Below are 16,131 nucleotides of genomic sequence, written 5' to 3' on the forward strand. Positions count from 1 at the left end.
TTTTCGAGAAGCAAATGATAAATCACTTGAGCCGAATGGTTTTGTTTGGAACTTTGGCGCTGCTGCTTGGCTGCGGATATCATCTGCGCGGTTCGATAGAGATGCCGGAAGTGCTGAAAAACATGTATGTGTTTGGTGCTTCCGTGCCTTTACAAGGCGAACTGCAAGCCATCATGAAAGCCTCGAAAGGCAAAATAGTGGGTTCTCCCAATGATGCCGGCGTGGTGGTCAAGGTGCTTAGGGAAGACATGCGTAACCGGGTACTGACCATCGGTTCAACCGGTAAGTCCAGTGAGTCCGAGCTGGAATATTATCTGCGCTTTCAGTTTTTCGACAGCAAGGAAAATGCGCTGATGGACGAGCAAGTGATCGAAATTTCCCGGGAGTTTTTCAACGACCAAACGGCGGTACTGGCGAAAGGCAACGAAGAACAATTGATTCGCAACGAAATCTATAAACAAGTGGCGCGGATGATATTGGCCAGAGCCAGGATCGCCGTCGATACGCAGAAAAAATAGCTATGCGTCTGAAGCTTGACCAGTTAACCGGCGCCTTGCAGAAAGAGCTGGCACCGGTTTATCTGGTGAGCGGTGACGAGCCTCTACAACTTGGCGAAGCGGCGGACGACATTCGGCGTGCGGCTCGTACTGCAGGTTATCTCACCCGCGAAGTGATTGCCATCGATACCGGTAACGAGTGGCCGCAATTGACGCTCGAAGCCGAATCCCTTTCCATCTTTTCCGACAAAAAACTCATCGATTTACGCTTGCCTTCCGGCAAGCCTGGGTTAGAAGGCGGCAAAGCCCTAAGCGCGTATTGTCAGCGTCCCCCCGAAGATACCGTTTTGCTGATCACCGCCGGCAAGCTGGATAGCGCGGCGCAGAAGTCGCAATGGTTTCAGACCTTGGATAAAATTGCGATCACCGTGCAGGTCTGGCCATTACAAGGGCCGGAGTTGTTGCAATGGTTGCAGCGCCGCGCGGAGCGGAAGGGCATGCATCTTGACGCGGAGGCGTTGAAAAGCCTGGCCGTGCGAGTCGAAGGCAACTTGCTGGCCGCGGCTCAGGAGCTTGAAAAACTATATATCTTGCACGGGGCTAACCGTATCAACAAAGCCATGGTTGAGGGCGATGTGGCTGACAGCGCTAGGTTCGACGTGTTTAAGTTGATGGATGCTTTGTTGTCGGGCAAGGTGAATCGATCCGTTAAAATTCTTGCCGGGCTCAAAGCGGAAGGCGTCGCAGCGCCGGTGGTGTTGTGGGCTATCAGCCGCGAAGCCCGAACCCTGGTCAGTATCAAGACTGAATTGAAACGCGGTGGTAACCCGGACGTTCTCTACAAAAAATATCAGATATGGGACAAGCGCAAGCAGTTGGTGCATGAGGCCTTGCAGAGGTTGAAGACCAAGGAGCTACAGGGTGTTTTGCAAGCCAGCGCCAATGTGGATTGCCAAATCAAAGGCCAGATTAACGGCGACGAATGGGAGGGCTTGTTTAGGATTTGTTTGTTGTTTTCGAAAGGATTACAGCTTTAGAAGCCGGTCCAGAATGACTTCGTCGCCCCAGCCGCTATCATGGCTTGGGCGACGAAGTCGAAATGCTTTAGATTTAGAGCTTAAGCAGCGAAATTTTTACGTTTGCCGGCAGTCATTAAGCCGATCACACCAGTGGCAAATAGCCACGCAGCAGCAGGTACCGGTACGGATGTCAATTGGATAGAGCCATCTACAGCAGCAAGTACTCCAGTGTTTGTGTTTTGGCCCAAAACGCTATTAATTCCCGACAGTAAAGATGAATTGTTCAAGTTTATCGAAAAAACTGAATGCCCGCCGGTTATGCCTGGGGCGTAGACGTTGGAGTCGTAACTACCAAAAATACCGGAAAAATTTAAATCCAACTGCTCGGCGCCTATGCCTGCTGGCGATATGACCCCGGAACCGCCGGTTACGGTACCGGATAAAATGGCAGCACCGTTGTTGAAGCCGCTATCGCCCGTAAAGCTGTAATCGGGTGTCGTGTCAAAATACAGGTTGACAGCTCCGCCAGTGAAGCTGAAGGACTGGAAACCGGAGAAATTACTGTAGGTGCCATTTAGGGTTGCAGCCACAGTCAATTCAAAACCCGAGCCCGCGCCTGAGATATTCAACTCCGGAACGTTGATGCCGGCGTTGTTCAGGAAGTGCCCATCCACCATAGTTTGGAAATAAGCAGTAAAGGTGGATGCGCTGGTAAATTGCACCAAGGTAACGCCTGAGCCGAAATCGTAAGTATCAAACGGACCTACTATCGCTTCGTCGCCAGTGGCACCAGGTGCGGCCGTATAATTTGCCGTTCCAGCCCATGTGCTAGCCATTGAAACAGGAGCCGCCATACTCAATCCCGCAGCTAGAAGCAGGGTCTGTTTTAATCGATTTGTGAAAATATTCATGTTTGTACCACCTCAAAAAATAAAAAACACCTTCCCCCGGGAAAAGTATATACCTGTTTTTGGTAGTCAATTCAAATAACGATTCTATTACAGGGAGGGGCTCAGCGAATGATTTTAGAATCCCTCACAATAAGCCCGGATCATTTTTTTCATGCAAAGTAAAACCCTTATCCCACAGGAAACCCTCAATGCCTGCTTGGTACGCAGATAATTCCCAATCGATAGGCAGGACACCTTTAGTACGGATCAATCATATTAGCCAAGGATTGAACGCGACCTTGCTGGTGAAAATTGAAGGCCGTAATCCGTCTTATTCGGTGAAATGCCGGGTCGGTGCGGCGATGGTCTGGGCTGCGGAGCGTCAAGGCCTATTAACGCCGGGCAAGACTTTATTGGAAGCCACCAGCGGTAATTCCGGTATTGCGTTGGCTGCGGTGGCCGCCGCGCGTGGCATCCCTATCACATTGACGATGCCGGACAACATGAGCCAGGAGCGCCGCACGTTGTTGTTGGCGTATGGCGCGAACCTGCGGTTGACCGATGGTGCGCTCGGCATGCGCGCGGCGGTGGAGCAGGCGGAGGCGATTGCCGCGGCCGACCCTGAGTATTATCTATTGCTTGAACAGTTTAAAAACCCGGCCAATCCGGCGATACACGAACAAACCACCGGCCCGGAAATTTGGCGCGATAGCGGCGGTCAGGTCGATATTTTCGTAGCCGGCGTCGGCACCGGCGGCACGATTACCGGTGTGTCGCGTTATCTCAAAAAGCATTGTGGCAGACCGGTACTCAGTGTCGCAGTCGAGCCGGCTGGCAGCCCTGTATTAAGCCAGACTCGCGCCGGGCTGCCTTTGCAAGCCGCGCCGCATGGTATTCAAGGCATAGGTGCCGGCTTTGTGCCGCAGAATTTGGATTTGTCGTTGATTGACTTGATCGAGCCGGTAGAAGACGCTGAAGCCATCGCCTATACGCGGCGCCTCGCCAAGGAGGAAGGGATTATGGCCGGTATTTCGAGCGGTGCGGCGCTTGCGGTTGCTGTGCGGCTGGCCAAGCGTTCGGAACACGCAGGTAAAATCATCGTCGCCGTGTTGCCGGATTCCGGTGAGCGCTATTTGAGCTCGCCGTTGTTTGGTGAATAACGAGAGCCCGCTGTCTATGCGAATAAGAGGGGCGCTAAGAGTGGCCAGATTGGCCAACTTAAATCGGGCGTTAAAGCTAGTAAATCTGGTTTGGTGTTGCGGTTTCTGCTTCAATAGCCCATTTTTGGCAAGAATGACGCATGAACTATTTGACGATTTTATCCGCGCTGGCCGGGGGAGCCATGATTGGGCTGGCCGCCGCTTTGCTGTTGTTTACCCATAAGCATACCGCCGGGATTTCCGGCATCGCGGCGGGCATGCTACCGCCTTGGAACGAGAGCAGTGTCTGGCGTGGCTGGTTTCTGGCCGGACTGCTGGCGAGTGGGCCTCTTTATCGCTTAAGCGGTGCAGACATTACGTTGGATTTGGCAGCCTCGCCTGGTTTGCTGGCAATTGCCGGCCTGCTGGTGGGTTACGGCACCCGGCTAGGTGGCGGCTGCACTAGTGGGCACGGCGTTTGCGGTATCGCCCGCTTGTCCGTGCGATCCATCGTCGCGACGCTAACCTTCATGCTGACTGCCGGGATTACGGTGTTTATTGTTCGGCACCTGTTCTAAACCGGAAACTCTCGATGAAAAATACTGTTTATTTATTTGCCTACGGGCTGTTGTTTGGGCTGGGCTTGATCGTGGCTGGTATGAGCAACCCAGCCAAAGTATTGGCGTTTCTGGATGTGGCCGGGGCGTGGGACCCGAGCTTGGCCCTGGTCATGGCAAGTGCCTTATTGACGCTGGGGCTGGCGCGTTATTTGATGCATCGCAATAACGACGCTGCGGATCGCGAGCAAGAACCTTCGGCTATTGTGCCGGCCGGGATTGATGCCAAACTGATTGCCGGAGCGGCGATATTTGGTGTCGGTTGGGGCTTATCCGGCTTTTGTCCGGGGCCGGCTTTATTGGGATTGAGTGCGGGCGTGTTGGGTAATTATGCGTTTGTTGTGGCGATGTTTGCCGGGTTTTGGTTGTTTCGCTTGTTGCATCAACGCTAGGTAAGTGGCGGTCTGATGGGGGTATAAAGCGCTAGCGGAAGGGTAAAGTGGTAAATTTGATGCGCTCGGTTTTGGCAAACAAAATACACTCCGCTTTTTGGTTTTACGCGGTCATGTTCCCGTTAAATGCTTTTGCGATTGATGGGTTTACGCAGGTGCGGGTGGCGATGGCAGGTTCCGACCTGCCCGGGGCGTTCTGCGAGGACTTTAAGCTTTCCACGCCGCAAGCCAAAAGCGTTTTGCGTAAAGCCAGCTCGATAACATCGGCGGAATATCTGGAAAGCTATCCCTATCTACCTTGTTATGTGCAAGGAACCGCTAAATTTCACGGACGCCCCAGTAAATGGACGATCCTTGCCGGCGGTAATATTTCCGTCACCCAAGACGATGGGGTGGAATTTTATTTGGGGTGCAAATCCTGCGCGAAAAGTTTTGGCACAGGCCGTTAGCACCTTCAGCAAACGGAGGTGTTTAATCGCTAGCCTAAGCCGACAATATGGATGCCAATTTCGCGTTAGCCGGGTCCACGGGCCAATCTGCGGCATCAACAGAATCCAATGGCAAATTGCGGACTTCAGCCTGCCACTTGCGGATAAACTGGCCGTCCGGATCGTAAAGCCGGGTTTGTTTTTCCAGGTCAAAATGCCGCTGGCCGCGCGGATCAGCGCCCACCCCGGCTAGATATTGCCAATTTCCCCAATTGCTGGCCACATCGTAATCCAGCAACTGTTGTTCAAAATAAGCTGCGCCGAAACGCCAATCCACCGCCAATTCATTGACCAAACAACTGGCGACGATTTGCCGGCCGCGATTGGACATATAACCTGTCGCGTTCAGTTGTTTCATGCAAGCGTTTACTAATGGATAAGGCGTGTAACCGTGACACCATTTTTGAAAACGTTCCGGATAAAAGCAGGTTAAAGGTTTGCGTGGTTTAATGCCGCGAAACGCAAACAGCCGCTTGCCGTGCTGGAGGGCGTACCATTGAAAATACTCTCGCCAGAGCAATTCAAAATACAGCCAATAGGTGGATTCATTGGCGCCATTCTCCTCTTCGTAACGGCGCAAACTGGAATAGATTTTTCGTACCGACAGATTGCCATGGGCCAGCCAAGGCGAAAACTTGCTGGAGTTTTCCCAGCCGTCCAGTTCGTTACGCAAGTCTTTGTAACGGCTGGGGTAGCTGCTGCGAAAATACGCTTTAAGCTGTTTTTTACCGGCGGTCTCGCCGCCATGAAACGCCAACTCCGCATCGAGCGCTGAGATGGCCGGCAAATACACGGGAAAATTCAATAACCAATCCGATTTGGATTCAGGGCTGGGAGGCAGCGCATCGGGCGGCAGCAAAGGGTGATCGACCCGCAAATGTTCGACGCTATCCTTGAATGGCGTGAAAGACTTCGGCAATTGGGTAAAAGGCAATTCGCGCAGATTGAACAAGGTTTGCGTATCCGATTCGACAAAACGTAAGCCCGGCAAATGTTTTTGCAGTGCCAGCCATTGTTGCCGCTCCTGAAAACCAGCATGGCGGCTGCGATAAATCACCGATACGCCATGTTTGGCGACTAGCTCGCCGATGGCCGCAAGCGGTGTTTCGTAACAAACCAGCAGATGTTGTCCAACTTGCTGAAGATTTCTATCCAGATCCTGTAAGGCTTCTTTCAAAAATCGCCAACGCTGCTCCGACAAATTAGCCATCCCGTATGGGTTGGGCGCCAACCAGGCAGGGTCCAGACAATACACGCAAAGCAACTGATCTACTACTGCGCTGGCTTGTTGCAGGTTGGCGTTATCATGCACCCGCAAATCATTACCAAACCAGTAAAGTCCAATTCTGCGCATTGCCGTCTCGTCCTGATAAAAAATGCCGGCATGCCGCCGGCGAGAGCTGAGGTTTACAACCCTATTTAGCTGATAACAAGGCGCTGATCTTAGAATCCAGCTGTTCCGGCGTCACAGCGCTGGGGAAGGCCGCCACGCTGTTGCCGCTGCGATCAATCAAATATTTGTGAAAATTCCAGGCCGGCGCCTGACCTGTGGCTTTAATCAGTTTTTGGAAGAAACTGTTCGCTGCCGCGCCTTTCACCTGACTTTTTTCCAGCATGGGGAACGTGACGCCGTAATTGATGTAACAGACGTTGGCAGTTTTTTCCGCTTCGCTGAACTCCTGATTAAAATCATTGGAAGGAAAACCAACTACCACCAAGCCCTGATCCTTATACTTTTGGTACAAGGCTTCCAGACCCTTGAATTGCGGAGTGTAGCCGCAGTTGCTGGCGGTATTGACGGCCAGGATCACCTTGCCTTGAAACGCCTGGCAAAAATCGATTTGCTCGCTGGAACGAAGCTTGGTCATCTTGTAATTCAGCAATTCCGGGCAAGGCTCGGCGTCGGCTACCGACACGGAGCACGCCCAGAGGCTGGCGACTAAAAACGCGGTTTTCATCATGGTTCCTCCTGATTCGTTATTCTTGAGCATACCAGTACTGGTTAAAAGTCAACCTTGGCTGACTATCGCCATTAATGCGTTTGCAGCATGCCTTGCTTGACAATAAAGTCAGCGACCGCTTCCAAGCCATTGCCGGTTTTGATGTTGGTAAACACAAAAGGCCGCTCGCCGCGCATTTTTTTGGCATCCCGGTCCATCACTTCCAGAGACGCGCCGACATAAGGCGCCAGATCGATTTTATTGATGACCAATAAATCCGAACGGGTGATGCCGGGGCCGCCTTTACGCGGTATCTTGTCGCCGGCAGAGACATCGATCACGTAAATCGTCAGGTCAGCCAATTCCGGGCTGAAGGTCGCGCTGAGATTATCCCCGCCGCTTTCCACCATCACAAAATCCAGCTCCGGCCAGCGTTCGCACAACTCGTCCACCGCCGCCAGATTCATTGAGGCATCCTCGCGGATGGCGGTATGCGGACAGCCGCCGGTTTCCACGCCCAGGATGCGCTCTTCCGGCAGAGCCTGGCTGCGAATCAAAAACTGCTGGTCCTCGCGGGTGTAAATATCGTTGGTGACCACCCCGATTTCGTAATCGTCGCGCATCTTCTTGCACAAGGCATCCACCAGCGCAGTCTTGCCGGAGCCGACCGGGCCGCCGATGCCTACTCTTAAAATTTGTTTGTCGTTCATATTGTCTCCAGTTGCCCCGACACTATCCGGGATTTAAAAATGCCAAACCTCGATTCCACTGCGCGGCGTTGAGGCAGCGTTTATCGGTTGGTGCGAATTATTCCAGCCTTTAAAAACCGTTCGCCCTTAACCTGTCGAAGGGCCTGCCACCTAGGGCTTTGACAAGCTCAGCCCGAACGGAATATCTGCGATAAAGAGCGTAGATACTCTGTTCAAAAGCAACAAATTTCATCATCTTTTACTCGGCGATGATGGATTCAGGGATGGCATAAAACCGCGTGTTATCGAACGGCTGATCGTGCTTCAACATGCCATGGATCGCATGCAGTAATTTACGCATGACGGCGCAGACGGCTTGCAAAGGTTTCTTGCCGTTGTCGATCAAATGCTGGAAATACGCTCGCACATGCGGATCGTGCTGTTTGGCACTCAAGGCCGGCATATACAACGCCGAACGAATATGCCGGTTACCGGCCTTGGATAACCGCATTTTCTTGTGTACGCTTTTGCCCGACTCAAAGGCCTTGGGATCGAGTCCGGCAAACTTGACCCATTCGCGATGCGACAGGTTGGGCGGCAATAGCAGTAGTTCGCCCATCAAGGCAATGGCGCTGGTTTGGGCAATGCCTTTGATGCCGGTCAACAGGTCGAATATTCGTTGCAGTTCCGGATGCTGGTCGATCAACGCCAGCGCCTCGCCAGCCAACGTATCGATGCGTTTTTCCAGCTGACTAATCGCCAATTTGGCATCGCGTAGTAGGGCCTTCGGCGTTTCCTCGGTCGCACTCAGCGCATGTAGATGATTTTTCGCGGCGGCCTTCTGACCGGTTAGCGCGTCGATACGGCGAGCATAGCCGCGCAAAGCCAGCGCTTGATTCGAAGGACGAGTCCAGGCGACGAAATCCATGCGCTCGACATATTCGGCCAAGGTGTTGGCATCGACGGCGTCGGTTTTACTGTTTTTCATCAATACCTTAGCGAAGTGATGCGAAGCCTTGGGATTGACCACCATCACAGGTACACCGACGTCGTGTAGCGCAATAGCAAGATCGAAATGGTAAATACCGGTGGCTTCCAGACAGACCTTGATGCCGGGTAATTTGATCAACTTATTCACCAGACGCGCACGGTCGCTACGAGTATTAGCATATTTTTGCGGATCGAACGGCTTGCCGTTCTTGCGGATCACCAGCACCAATTCATCGGCGCCCACATCCACGCCGGCAAACAGGCGAGGGATAGATTCAGCGGTGGTGTTGAGCGGGTGGTTCGTCATAATCGTTTTTGAATACAGTTAAAGGGAAGTACACTATTCACCGGTTCCCGACCCTGCACATGCACCTACCTTCCTTGTGTATGCAGGCTCTAAGCCTCGGATACTCCACGGTATGGGTGAATAGGGCGGGGGCCAATCTACACGACAGGCTCTGGTAAACCACCAGTCCTCAGGGTGGGACGGCCTCCCAATGAACAATCACAGCTTAATCGGTTTTTCTGGGCTATCGGTTGTTAAAATTCATCATACAAGGGTGGGTACGATAAGTGCCCACGCGAAACCTCATGGCATCACGACCGAAACAGCCGTGAATACTGGATTTCGTGCCGGCTGCTGGCCAAGGCCAAACCAAAACAACTGCCGCCGATCTCATCGTCTTTCAATTGCGATGCGCTCTCGACCAAGCCCGGCAACTCGGCGGCCAGACCTTGTAACAACTGCTGCCCGGCCACCTGGCCCAGTGGTACCAATTTAATCGCGCCCAACACCTGATTTTCCAGCCAGCCCCATAAATAACCGGCTATCGCATCGGCTTTATCGATTTGCCAGCGTGTCGCCGCCAACGCAAACAAGGTCGCCAACGTAGCATCGGGCCGTTTTTGCCAAATCTGCGCTTCCGGCATCTCTAACTTGACCAACAAGCGCGCCAGGGCCTGCCCGGTTTGCCTGTCTTCGGCGCGCAATTCGGCAGTTTCGCGGTAAGCGGTTAGGGTTTGACCCCAATGCGTGACAGCCTCGATGTCATTAGTCTGCCAAGCGTCGTACAGCCGCGCCAACAACGGTGCGTCGACCTTGCCTAAACCGTTGTGCAATAAACCACGCAGCCAATCGCCGGTTTGCTCGGCATTGGTTACCCAGCCGTCGTGCACCGCAGTCTCCAGACCCTGTGAATAGCTGTACATCCCAATCGGCAAACTGGGGCTGACCAGTTGCAGCAGCCGCAGCAGGCTTAAATTAGTGACCATGACTATGGTAAGCGCCGGCTTCCGGCTCGAACGGCAGGGTGTCGTGCTCGACGGCTAAACCCAATCCGATCAGCATTTGATCCAGTACATAGTCGGTCAAAAACCGCAATTCGCCGGGCAGGATTTGCAAGGCTACGTGACGATTGCCCAAGTGATAACAAGCGCGGGCAAACAGCAACGGATCGGCGCATTTCACTACCGACAGTGGTTCCGGCGCGGCGTTGATTCGTACCTTGAAACCCTGGCCGTTGGTGAGGATTGCGCCGTGTCTCAGGTTTTGGCCCCTTGGCAGGAACACGCCGACTTGAATACCACCTTGGGTGGTGGCGGGTTGCCGGGATTTCTGCCGGGCCTCGAAGGGGAGGGTGAGGGTGTCGTCTGGGGTTTCTTCGGTTTGGGTGGTTTCGGTGAGTTTTAGCATTGTTTGGTTTGGTTAGATTTTGCTTGTCACGCTGGTTCCCAAGCTCGAGCTTGGGAACGATGTCTCGAAAGCTTTAGCTTTCTTTGAATAATGTGTGTCGCTGTCGCGACGGGTGTTTGGGCGTCGGGTCTCGGCCCGACAGCCGAGTAACTTTTCTTTGCTTGGCCAAAGAAAAGTCACCAAAAGAAAGGCCATCCGGAATTCCGCCTTTATCCTGCGCTTCTCGCTTTTGCCGAGGGTTTTCGGAAGGGCCATCCCTGGCCCTCCGAAAACGAGCGGCATCCCTGCCGCTCCCCTGCGGGCTATTCTCGCCAAAAGCTGCGATGCTCGGGGCGGAATAACGGGACCAAAACCATCCCAAATTCATAAGTAGATCGTAAAAACGTAGAGGCCGGAACTCGCATCGACTTAACTATAATCGACCGAGTCATCCAACAGAACTAAAACCGTAGTTAAAATACCGGTTAACATAAAAGCTGATTTTTCAGTTCGTATCAATTCCTTGTCTAAATAGGTATGGTGAGCAAAATAGTTTCTTGCTAAAAGACAGGATAAGAATGCTTTCAACAAACAATTGCTCCTTTCATCGGCGCATTCAATGTTCATGATTTCACCGATAGGGTCGTTCGATTTTTTTGGTTGAGTATATTGGCCGGCTTTTGTATATTTTCGCCGGTTATCATTTATTTTCTGCTCGAAATAATCAACGACGCTATCAGATATATTTCTTTGTCTAGCAAGTTCTCTTATGTAATCAGTCAACCCTTTTTTATCATTCTCTTCCGAAATATTTTCCTCTCGGTCATAACCCAGCGCGTAACGAAGACAACTTTCGGCTCGTATCGCCAGTAACGAGTAATAATCAAGTGGACGTAATGTTCTAAATTCCAAATTACTTTTTTGTTTTGGGTTACGTTCTAAGTTTTCGTGAAGCTGACGAAATGCATTTAAAAAACTACCAAAAAGATAATTAGCCGATTGCAACCTATCTACCAAATTCTTGAGTATTTGATCTGTTGGAAGTACATATTCATAATGTTTTTTATAAAAAGGCAAATAACGTAAAAAATATCGTTTATCTTCAAAAAACTCATAGGGTAAAACTCTACTTAACTCTGCCCATTCTCGTTCACCAAAAGACGAATAGGCCCATTTATCCAAATAGAAGGCGAGGTCATTATCGTTCAGAATGTAAAGCCATTCCAAAGCAAGCCTAATGTCTTTCTGAAGATAAGGCCAAGCTTGGAGAGTCCATTTACTGTGCTTTTCGTTAGCCCACAACCAACGTTGTGCCAACCTAAGTAATTTTGTTTCGATAGCTTCTTCAAGTATTTCTGCATTGATACCTAAATGCTCAGCTAATTGTTTCGCACCTTTTATTTGTAGATTTTGATCGTCATTGCCACACAAAGCGTCGCGAAACGCGCGGTAATGAGAGAGCCATGTCATCGGCTCAGCCAATCCACCCCAGTGATTAGACTCACTGAGTACATCAGTAGGCTTTATATCGTTTTGCTTAAGTTGTGTAGCGTACCGTATAACGGATTCGGCACGTTCTTCAATATCTGGTGTATTGAGAATAGGCTGAAAATAATCGGCTCTACATACAACGTCAATCAGTGCATAGGCTTGCCAATGAAAAAAATAGTCAGCATAGGGAGTTATTGAGATCGAACGATAGGGATGAACAAATGCGTCTGGTATTGGTGTGGTTCGGTAATTATTTTTACGAAGCAAATCATAACTCGAAGCGGTAGCTTGGAAAAAAGGATGCAAAAACCAAAGCGGGCTTTGATCTTTTTCAACGCACCATTCCGAAGCCCACAAGCAATCTTCAGTATCAAATGCAGGTTTCGTAGAATCTATTTCAGCAGGACATAAAGGGAAATTTTGCCAAGCTAAAAAATACCCAACTGGAAAAACAACTCGGTGTTGGGGTACAAGCCATCCCCACTCTTCTAGCTTTGACAATGGATGGTTTTTCAGAAAATCTTTAAGACCTAGGTCTTCTAACCAGGATACAAACGTACCTTTCGAGCCTTGCTGAATAGTAAGAAGTGGTGGTTTAGCAAACATTTAAATCCTACAAATTATTCAATAACCATTCATACAACGATGGGTTTACTCCCGTTATTCCGCCCCGAGCATCGCAGCTCTTGTGCCCCGTGGGTATTTGGTGAGATTAGCCCGTAGGGGAGCGGCAGGGATGCCGCTCGTTTTCGGAGGGGCTGGGAAGCCCCTTCCGAAAACCCTCGCCGAAAGCAAGACGCGCAGGATTAAGGCGGAATGTCGGGTGGCCTTTTCTTTGGATACTTTCTTTTGGCCACGCAAAAGAAAGTATCGCGGTTGTCGGTCCGCGAACCGACATATAAAACATCCGTCGCGACAGCGACACAAAACCCCAGCAAAGCTATATCCTCATAAAACTGTGAAAAACCTCACACTTCTTCAGCCAGAAAGTTAACAGAGAAAACCCTTCAGTTTCCCTAAATTATCACCGTCCCCGCTAATTACGCCGCCAGTAAAACCACAGCGTAAATGCCTAAGGACACGCTGCCCTTGAATTTTCAGGTAGGCCAATTTTTTACCCGAGAAGCAAGTACAGCGTTAACTCATCCACTCTCGTGTTTAATTTACAAAAGGTGAAGGTCATGAAAACTATCAAAAATCTGTTTCTAATGCTGTCTGTCATTACTGCTTCCATGTTTGGTGCCAGTGCGGCCAATGCGGCGACTTGTTCCGCCGGTTGGGTGAATGTCACCGGTGTTTACGAATATAACGTTAACGGTACGACATACGGTTATATCTACACCGTGCCGGAACACAACGTACTGCCAGCCTATACCAACTATTTCGTCACCTATAACAAAGAGGCTTTGATTCAGGCCAAAATGGCGCTGCAAAACCATCAAACTTACTATTTGTATGGTGACTCAGGCACTGCTGCCTGCCCAACCTCCGGCTCTTATCGCTACTTGGGTACTTTATCCTATCTGTACGAGTACTAATCGCGGCATCCGATCATGCGGAATCTTTGGTCTGGCCCATCCGACCGAGATTCCGCTCTGAGTAACATCAACCTAGGTCAAGATCATGAACAAACTTGTCTCAATACTGGGTGTGGCTAGCGTTTTTGCGAGCGGATATTTTGCCGGTCAGCAATTCCCCGGTCGCGGCGACAGCCATTCAGCGGCGCTGCCGGAGAATACCGCTTCAGTTTCCGCGCCAGTTATCGCGGTCGGCGCTAACAGAAAGCTGGATATGTCGCGGACAAACGTCCCGGTCTCTAAGGAAATTCGGTTGCCCCCTCACGAACAGCAACGGCAGGCGCTCGCTAATGGCTTGTCTCCCGAAGATGAGGTTGCGCGTAGCGAAGCCAATGCCGACTTGATTGCGTCGATGCGAGCCAACCACTTACCGGAAGAGCAGGTCGCTCAATTGGAGCAGACTCTGAAAGATCAAGAGTCCGCCACGCCCGTTCAGCCTGAAGAGCCGGTATCCGAACGAACCAACGCGGAATTGAGCGCCGAGCTACGCGAAAGCCTAAAGCAATCCGGTGCTCCGCCGGAAATCATCAATGCCATGGCTCAGCCACTCGAAGCCGGCGCAACCACCACGGACGAACCGGTTCTACCGCACAAAAACCATATCCCAGGTTCCTAGTTTTAACGGATGGCAAACACTGCCATCGCTTCAGTTGCATACAGTTTGTTTTCGGCAGGGCCACGGATGGCTCTACCGAAAACCCTGACCCTTCTCAAAACAGGAAATACCGCTGCGCCATCGGCAACACCACCGCCGGTTCGCAAGTCAACAACACCCCATCCGCCTTGACCTGATAAGTCTGCGGGCACACCTCCATCACCGGCTTGTAGTCGTTCAATTTCATATCCGCCTTACCGATGTTGCGAGTATTGCGCACCGTGCCGACCCGTTTCTGCAAGCCCAATTGCCCGGCAACACCCGCCGATACCGCCGCTTGCGGCAAAAAGATCATCGAGGTGTTGGCGGCGGTGCGGCCGAAGCTGCCGAACATCGGCCGGTAATGCACTGGCTGAGGGGTGGGGATGGAGGCGTTGGCGTCGCCCATCGGCGCGGCGGCGATCAGGCCGCCTTTGATCACCAGGCTGGGTTTGACGCCGAAGAAGGCCGGTTGCCACAACACCAGGTCAGCCAGTTTGCCGGCTTCGATGGAGCCCACTTCGTGGCTGATGCCGTGGCTGATGGCCGGATTGATGGTGTATTTGGCAATGTAGCGTTTGATGCGCAGGTTGTCGCTGCTGGCCGGGTCGCCGGTCAGTGCGCCGCGTTGTGCCTTCATTTTGTGCGCGGTCTGCCAGGTGCGGATCACCACTTCGCCGACTCGACCCATGGCTTGCGAGTCCGAGGAAATCATCGAAAACGCGCCCAGGTCGTGCAGGATGTCTTCGGCAGCAATGGTTTCGCGGCGGATGCGCGATTCGGCGAAAGCCACGTCTTCCGGGATGCTCGGATCAAGATGATGGCAGACCATCAACATATCCAGATGTTCGTCGACGGTGTTGACCGTGTACGGCCGAGTCGGGTTGGTGGACGACGGCAGCACATTGCCCAAGCCGCAAGCCTTGATGATGTCCGGGGCATGGCCGCCGCCGGCACCTTCGGTGTGGTAGGTATGGATAGTGCGGCCCTTGAAGGCGGCGAAAGTGTCTTCGACAAAGCCCGATTCGTTCAAGGTGTCGGTATGGATCGCGACCTGCACGTCGTAATCCTCGGCCACGCCCAGGCAGCAATCAATCGATGCCGGCGTGGTGCCCCAGTCTTCGTGCAGTTTCAGGCCCATGGCCCCTGCTTTGATTTGTTCTGCCAAAGCGCTAGGCAGGCTGGCGTTGCCCTTGCCGAGCAAGCCAAAGTTCATCGGCAAACCGTCCAGCGCTTTCAGCATTTGCTGGATATGCCACGGCCCCGGCGTGCAGGTGGTGGCGTTGGTGCCGGTGGCGGGGCCGGTGCCGCCGCCGATCATGGTGGTAACGCCGGAACACAGCGCTTCCTCGATCTGCTGCGGACAAATGAAATGGATGTGGGCGTCGATGCCACCGGCAGTCAGAATCTGGCCTTCGCCGGCGATGACTTCGGTGCCGGGGCCGACGATGATGTCCACGCCGGGCTGCACATCCGGGTTGCCGGCCTTGCCGATTTTGAAGATGCGGCCGTCCTTGACGCCGACGTCGGCCTTGACGATGCCCCAATAATCGATGATCAATGCGTTGGTAATCACCAAATCCACCGCGTGGTCGTTGCCGAACTGGCTTTGGCCCATGCCGTCGCGGATCACCTTGCCGCCGCCGAATTTCACCTCGTCGCCGTAGATGGTGTAATCGGCTTCCACCTCTAAAATCAAATCGGTATCGGCCAACCGTAAGCGGTCGCCAGTGGTGGGGCCGAACATGTCGGCGTAAGCGGATCTGCTGATTTTGCTCATGCGTTTGTCTCCAATGCGCCCATCACCTCGCCGCGAAAGCCGTAGACCTCGCGCTTGCCGGCAAACTCGACCAATTGCACCTCGCGCTGCTGGCCCGGCTCGAACCGCACCGCCGTGCCGGCCGGGATGTCCAACCTAAAGCCGCGCGCCGCTTCTCGGTCGAAATGCAAGGCCGGGTTGGTTTCGTAAAAATGATAGTGCGATCCAACTTGTATTGGCCGATCGCCGCTGTTGGCGACAAGGACTTTGACGGTGGCGCGGCCGGCGTTGAGTTCGATGTCGCCGTCGGCAGGGAAGATTTCTCCAGGAATCATGC

18 protein-coding genes are annotated in these 16,131 nt (G+C 52.4%); 8 read left to right on the forward strand and 10 right to left on the reverse strand.

Annotated elements, in window-relative coordinates:
• Positions 1-14: 14 nt before the first annotated feature.
• The gene (locus JL719_RS06940) at positions 15-518 is read left to right on the forward strand and encodes an LPS-assembly lipoprotein LptE (RefSeq protein ID WP_033157977.1); all 504 of its coding nucleotides are present in this window, start codon (positions 15-17) and stop codon (positions 516-518) included.
• Positions 519-520: 2 nt separating this feature from the next.
• Positions 521-1,534, forward strand: a complete 1,014-nt coding sequence (holA, locus tag JL719_RS06945; protein ID WP_033157889.1) for a DNA polymerase III subunit delta — start codon at positions 521-523, stop codon at positions 1,532-1,534.
• Positions 1,535-1,614: 80 nt separating this feature from the next.
• Here the strand turns inward: holA and pepA are convergent, their stop codons facing one another.
• Entirely contained in the window at positions 1,615-2,427 is an 813-nt protein-coding gene (gene pepA, locus JL719_RS06950; protein ID WP_129871363.1) for a flocculation-associated PEP-CTERM protein PepA, read from the reverse strand.
• 188 nt (positions 2,428-2,615) lie between these two features.
• Between pepA and cysK the strand changes: the two genes are divergently transcribed.
• The 4 genes from cysK (at position 2,616) to JL719_RS06970 (ending at position 5,003) form a co-directional block, all read left to right on the forward strand.
• Positions 2,616-3,566 (forward strand): cysteine synthase A, encoded by a 951-nt coding sequence (gene cysK, locus JL719_RS06955; protein WP_033157887.1) that lies wholly within the window; start codon positions 2,616-2,618, stop codon positions 3,564-3,566.
• Positions 3,567-3,706: 140 nt separating this feature from the next.
• Entirely contained in the window at positions 3,707-4,123 is a 417-nt protein-coding gene (locus JL719_RS06960; protein WP_033157886.1) for a YeeE/YedE family protein, read from the forward strand.
• 14 nt (positions 4,124-4,137) lie between these two features.
• Entirely contained in the window at positions 4,138-4,554 is a 417-nt protein-coding gene (locus JL719_RS06965; RefSeq protein WP_033157885.1) for a DUF6691 family protein, read from the forward strand.
• A gap of 113 nt (positions 4,555-4,667) precedes the next feature.
• On the forward strand, positions 4,668-5,003 hold the full coding sequence (locus tag JL719_RS06970) for a hypothetical protein (RefSeq protein ID WP_129871364.1): 336 nt from the start codon (positions 4,668-4,670) through the stop codon (positions 5,001-5,003).
• Between the two features lie 34 nt (positions 5,004-5,037).
• Here the strand turns inward: JL719_RS06970 and JL719_RS06975 are convergent, their stop codons facing one another.
• The 7 genes from JL719_RS06975 to JL719_RS07005 form a co-directional block, all read right to left on the reverse strand.
• Positions 5,038-6,396, reverse strand: a complete 1,359-nt coding sequence (locus tag JL719_RS06975; protein WP_051670191.1) for a DASH family cryptochrome — start codon at positions 6,394-6,396, stop codon at positions 5,038-5,040.
• A 61-nt stretch (positions 6,397-6,457) separates the two neighbouring features.
• The gene (locus JL719_RS06980) at positions 6,458-7,000 is read right to left on the reverse strand and encodes a glutathione peroxidase (protein WP_033157883.1); all 543 of its coding nucleotides are present in this window, start codon (positions 6,998-7,000) and stop codon (positions 6,458-6,460) included.
• A gap of 74 nt (positions 7,001-7,074) precedes the next feature.
• Positions 7,075-7,692: an urease accessory protein UreG gene (ureG, locus tag JL719_RS06985; RefSeq protein ID WP_033157882.1), complete on the reverse strand. Its 618-nt coding sequence runs from the start codon at positions 7,690-7,692 to the stop codon at positions 7,075-7,077.
• A gap of 238 nt (positions 7,693-7,930) precedes the next feature.
• Positions 7,931-8,968, reverse strand: a complete 1,038-nt coding sequence (locus tag JL719_RS06990) for an IS110 family RNA-guided transposase (protein ID WP_129871317.1) — start codon at positions 8,966-8,968, stop codon at positions 7,931-7,933.
• 290 nt (positions 8,969-9,258) lie between these two features.
• Positions 9,259-9,933, reverse strand: a complete 675-nt coding sequence (locus JL719_RS06995) for an urease accessory protein UreF (protein WP_033158904.1) — start codon at positions 9,931-9,933, stop codon at positions 9,259-9,261.
• The gene (gene ureE / locus JL719_RS07000; RefSeq protein WP_033158905.1) at positions 9,923-10,354 is read right to left on the reverse strand and encodes an urease accessory protein UreE; all 432 of its coding nucleotides are present in this window, start codon (positions 10,352-10,354) and stop codon (positions 9,923-9,925) included. The genes JL719_RS06995 and ureE overlap by 11 nt, the downstream gene beginning before the upstream one ends.
• A 408-nt stretch (positions 10,355-10,762) precedes the next feature.
• Complete coding sequence (locus JL719_RS07005) at positions 10,763-12,430, reverse strand: hypothetical protein (RefSeq protein WP_033158907.1); 1,668 nt, start codon at positions 12,428-12,430, stop codon at positions 10,763-10,765.
• A gap of 575 nt (positions 12,431-13,005) precedes the next feature.
• On the opposite strand from JL719_RS07005, the gene JL719_RS07010 reads away from it, so the two are divergent.
• Entirely contained in the window at positions 13,006-13,362 is a 357-nt protein-coding gene (locus tag JL719_RS07010) for a hypothetical protein (protein WP_129871365.1), read from the forward strand.
• A gap of 85 nt (positions 13,363-13,447) precedes the next feature.
• Complete coding sequence (locus JL719_RS07015) at positions 13,448-14,017, forward strand: hypothetical protein (protein WP_033158909.1); 570 nt, start codon at positions 13,448-13,450, stop codon at positions 14,015-14,017.
• Between the two features lie 94 nt (positions 14,018-14,111).
• Here the strand turns inward: JL719_RS07015 and ureC are convergent, their stop codons facing one another.
• Positions 14,112-15,815 (reverse strand): urease subunit alpha, encoded by a 1,704-nt coding sequence (gene ureC, locus JL719_RS07020; RefSeq protein WP_033158910.1) that lies wholly within the window; start codon positions 15,813-15,815, stop codon positions 14,112-14,114.
• Complete coding sequence (locus JL719_RS07025) at positions 15,812-16,129, reverse strand: urease subunit beta (RefSeq protein WP_033158911.1); 318 nt, start codon at positions 16,127-16,129, stop codon at positions 15,812-15,814. Before JL719_RS07025 ends, ureC begins: the two co-directional genes overlap by 4 nt.
• Positions 16,130-16,131: the final 2 nt, after the last annotated feature.

Source organism: Methylomonas sp. LW13, from assembly GCF_016865255.1.
In the GTDB taxonomy this organism is placed as follows: Bacteria; Pseudomonadota; Gammaproteobacteria; order Methylococcales; family Methylomonadaceae; genus Methylomonas.

What these genes read in the sequence shown, in the direction of transcription:
- JL719_RS06940 (WP_033157977.1), top strand. Translation starts at nt 15, where the DNA reads ATGATAAATCACTTGAGCCGAATGGTTTTGTTTGGAACTTTGGCGCTG.
- holA (WP_033157889.1), top strand. Translation starts at nt 521, where the DNA reads ATGCGTCTGAAGCTTGACCAGTTAACCGGCGCCTTGCAGAAAGAGCTG.
- pepA (WP_129871363.1), bottom strand. Translation starts at nt 2,427, where the DNA reads ATGAATATTTTCACAAATCGATTAAAACAGACCCTGCTTCTAGCTGCG.
- cysK (WP_033157887.1), top strand. Translation starts at nt 2,616, where the DNA reads ATGCCTGCTTGGTACGCAGATAATTCCCAATCGATAGGCAGGACACCT.
- JL719_RS06960 (WP_033157886.1), top strand. Translation starts at nt 3,707, where the DNA reads ATGAACTATTTGACGATTTTATCCGCGCTGGCCGGGGGAGCCATGATT.
- JL719_RS06965 (WP_033157885.1), top strand. Translation starts at nt 4,138, where the DNA reads ATGAAAAATACTGTTTATTTATTTGCCTACGGGCTGTTGTTTGGGCTG.
- JL719_RS06970 (WP_129871364.1), top strand. Translation starts at nt 4,668, where the DNA reads ATGTTCCCGTTAAATGCTTTTGCGATTGATGGGTTTACGCAGGTGCGG.
- JL719_RS06975 (WP_051670191.1), bottom strand. Translation starts at nt 6,396, where the DNA reads ATGCGCAGAATTGGACTTTACTGGTTTGGTAATGATTTGCGGGTGCAT.
- JL719_RS06980 (WP_033157883.1), bottom strand. Translation starts at nt 7,000, where the DNA reads ATGAAAACCGCGTTTTTAGTCGCCAGCCTCTGGGCGTGCTCCGTGTCG.
- ureG (WP_033157882.1), bottom strand. Translation starts at nt 7,692, where the DNA reads ATGAACGACAAACAAATTTTAAGAGTAGGCATCGGCGGCCCGGTCGGC.
- JL719_RS06990 (WP_129871317.1), bottom strand. Translation starts at nt 8,968, where the DNA reads ATGACGAACCACCCGCTCAACACCACCGCTGAATCTATCCCTCGCCTG.
- JL719_RS06995 (WP_033158904.1), bottom strand. Translation starts at nt 9,933, where the DNA reads ATGGTCACTAATTTAAGCCTGCTGCGGCTGCTGCAACTGGTCAGCCCC.
- ureE (WP_033158905.1), bottom strand. Translation starts at nt 10,354, where the DNA reads ATGCTAAAACTCACCGAAACCACCCAAACCGAAGAAACCCCAGACGAC.
- JL719_RS07005 (WP_033158907.1), bottom strand. Translation starts at nt 12,430, where the DNA reads ATGTTTGCTAAACCACCACTTCTTACTATTCAGCAAGGCTCGAAAGGT.
- JL719_RS07010 (WP_129871365.1), top strand. Translation starts at nt 13,006, where the DNA reads ATGAAAACTATCAAAAATCTGTTTCTAATGCTGTCTGTCATTACTGCT.
- JL719_RS07015 (WP_033158909.1), top strand. Translation starts at nt 13,448, where the DNA reads ATGAACAAACTTGTCTCAATACTGGGTGTGGCTAGCGTTTTTGCGAGC.
- ureC (WP_033158910.1), bottom strand. Translation starts at nt 15,815, where the DNA reads ATGAGCAAAATCAGCAGATCCGCTTACGCCGACATGTTCGGCCCCACC.
- JL719_RS07025 (WP_033158911.1), bottom strand. Translation starts at nt 16,129, where the DNA reads ATGATTCCTGGAGAAATCTTCCCTGCCGACGGCGACATCGAACTCAAC.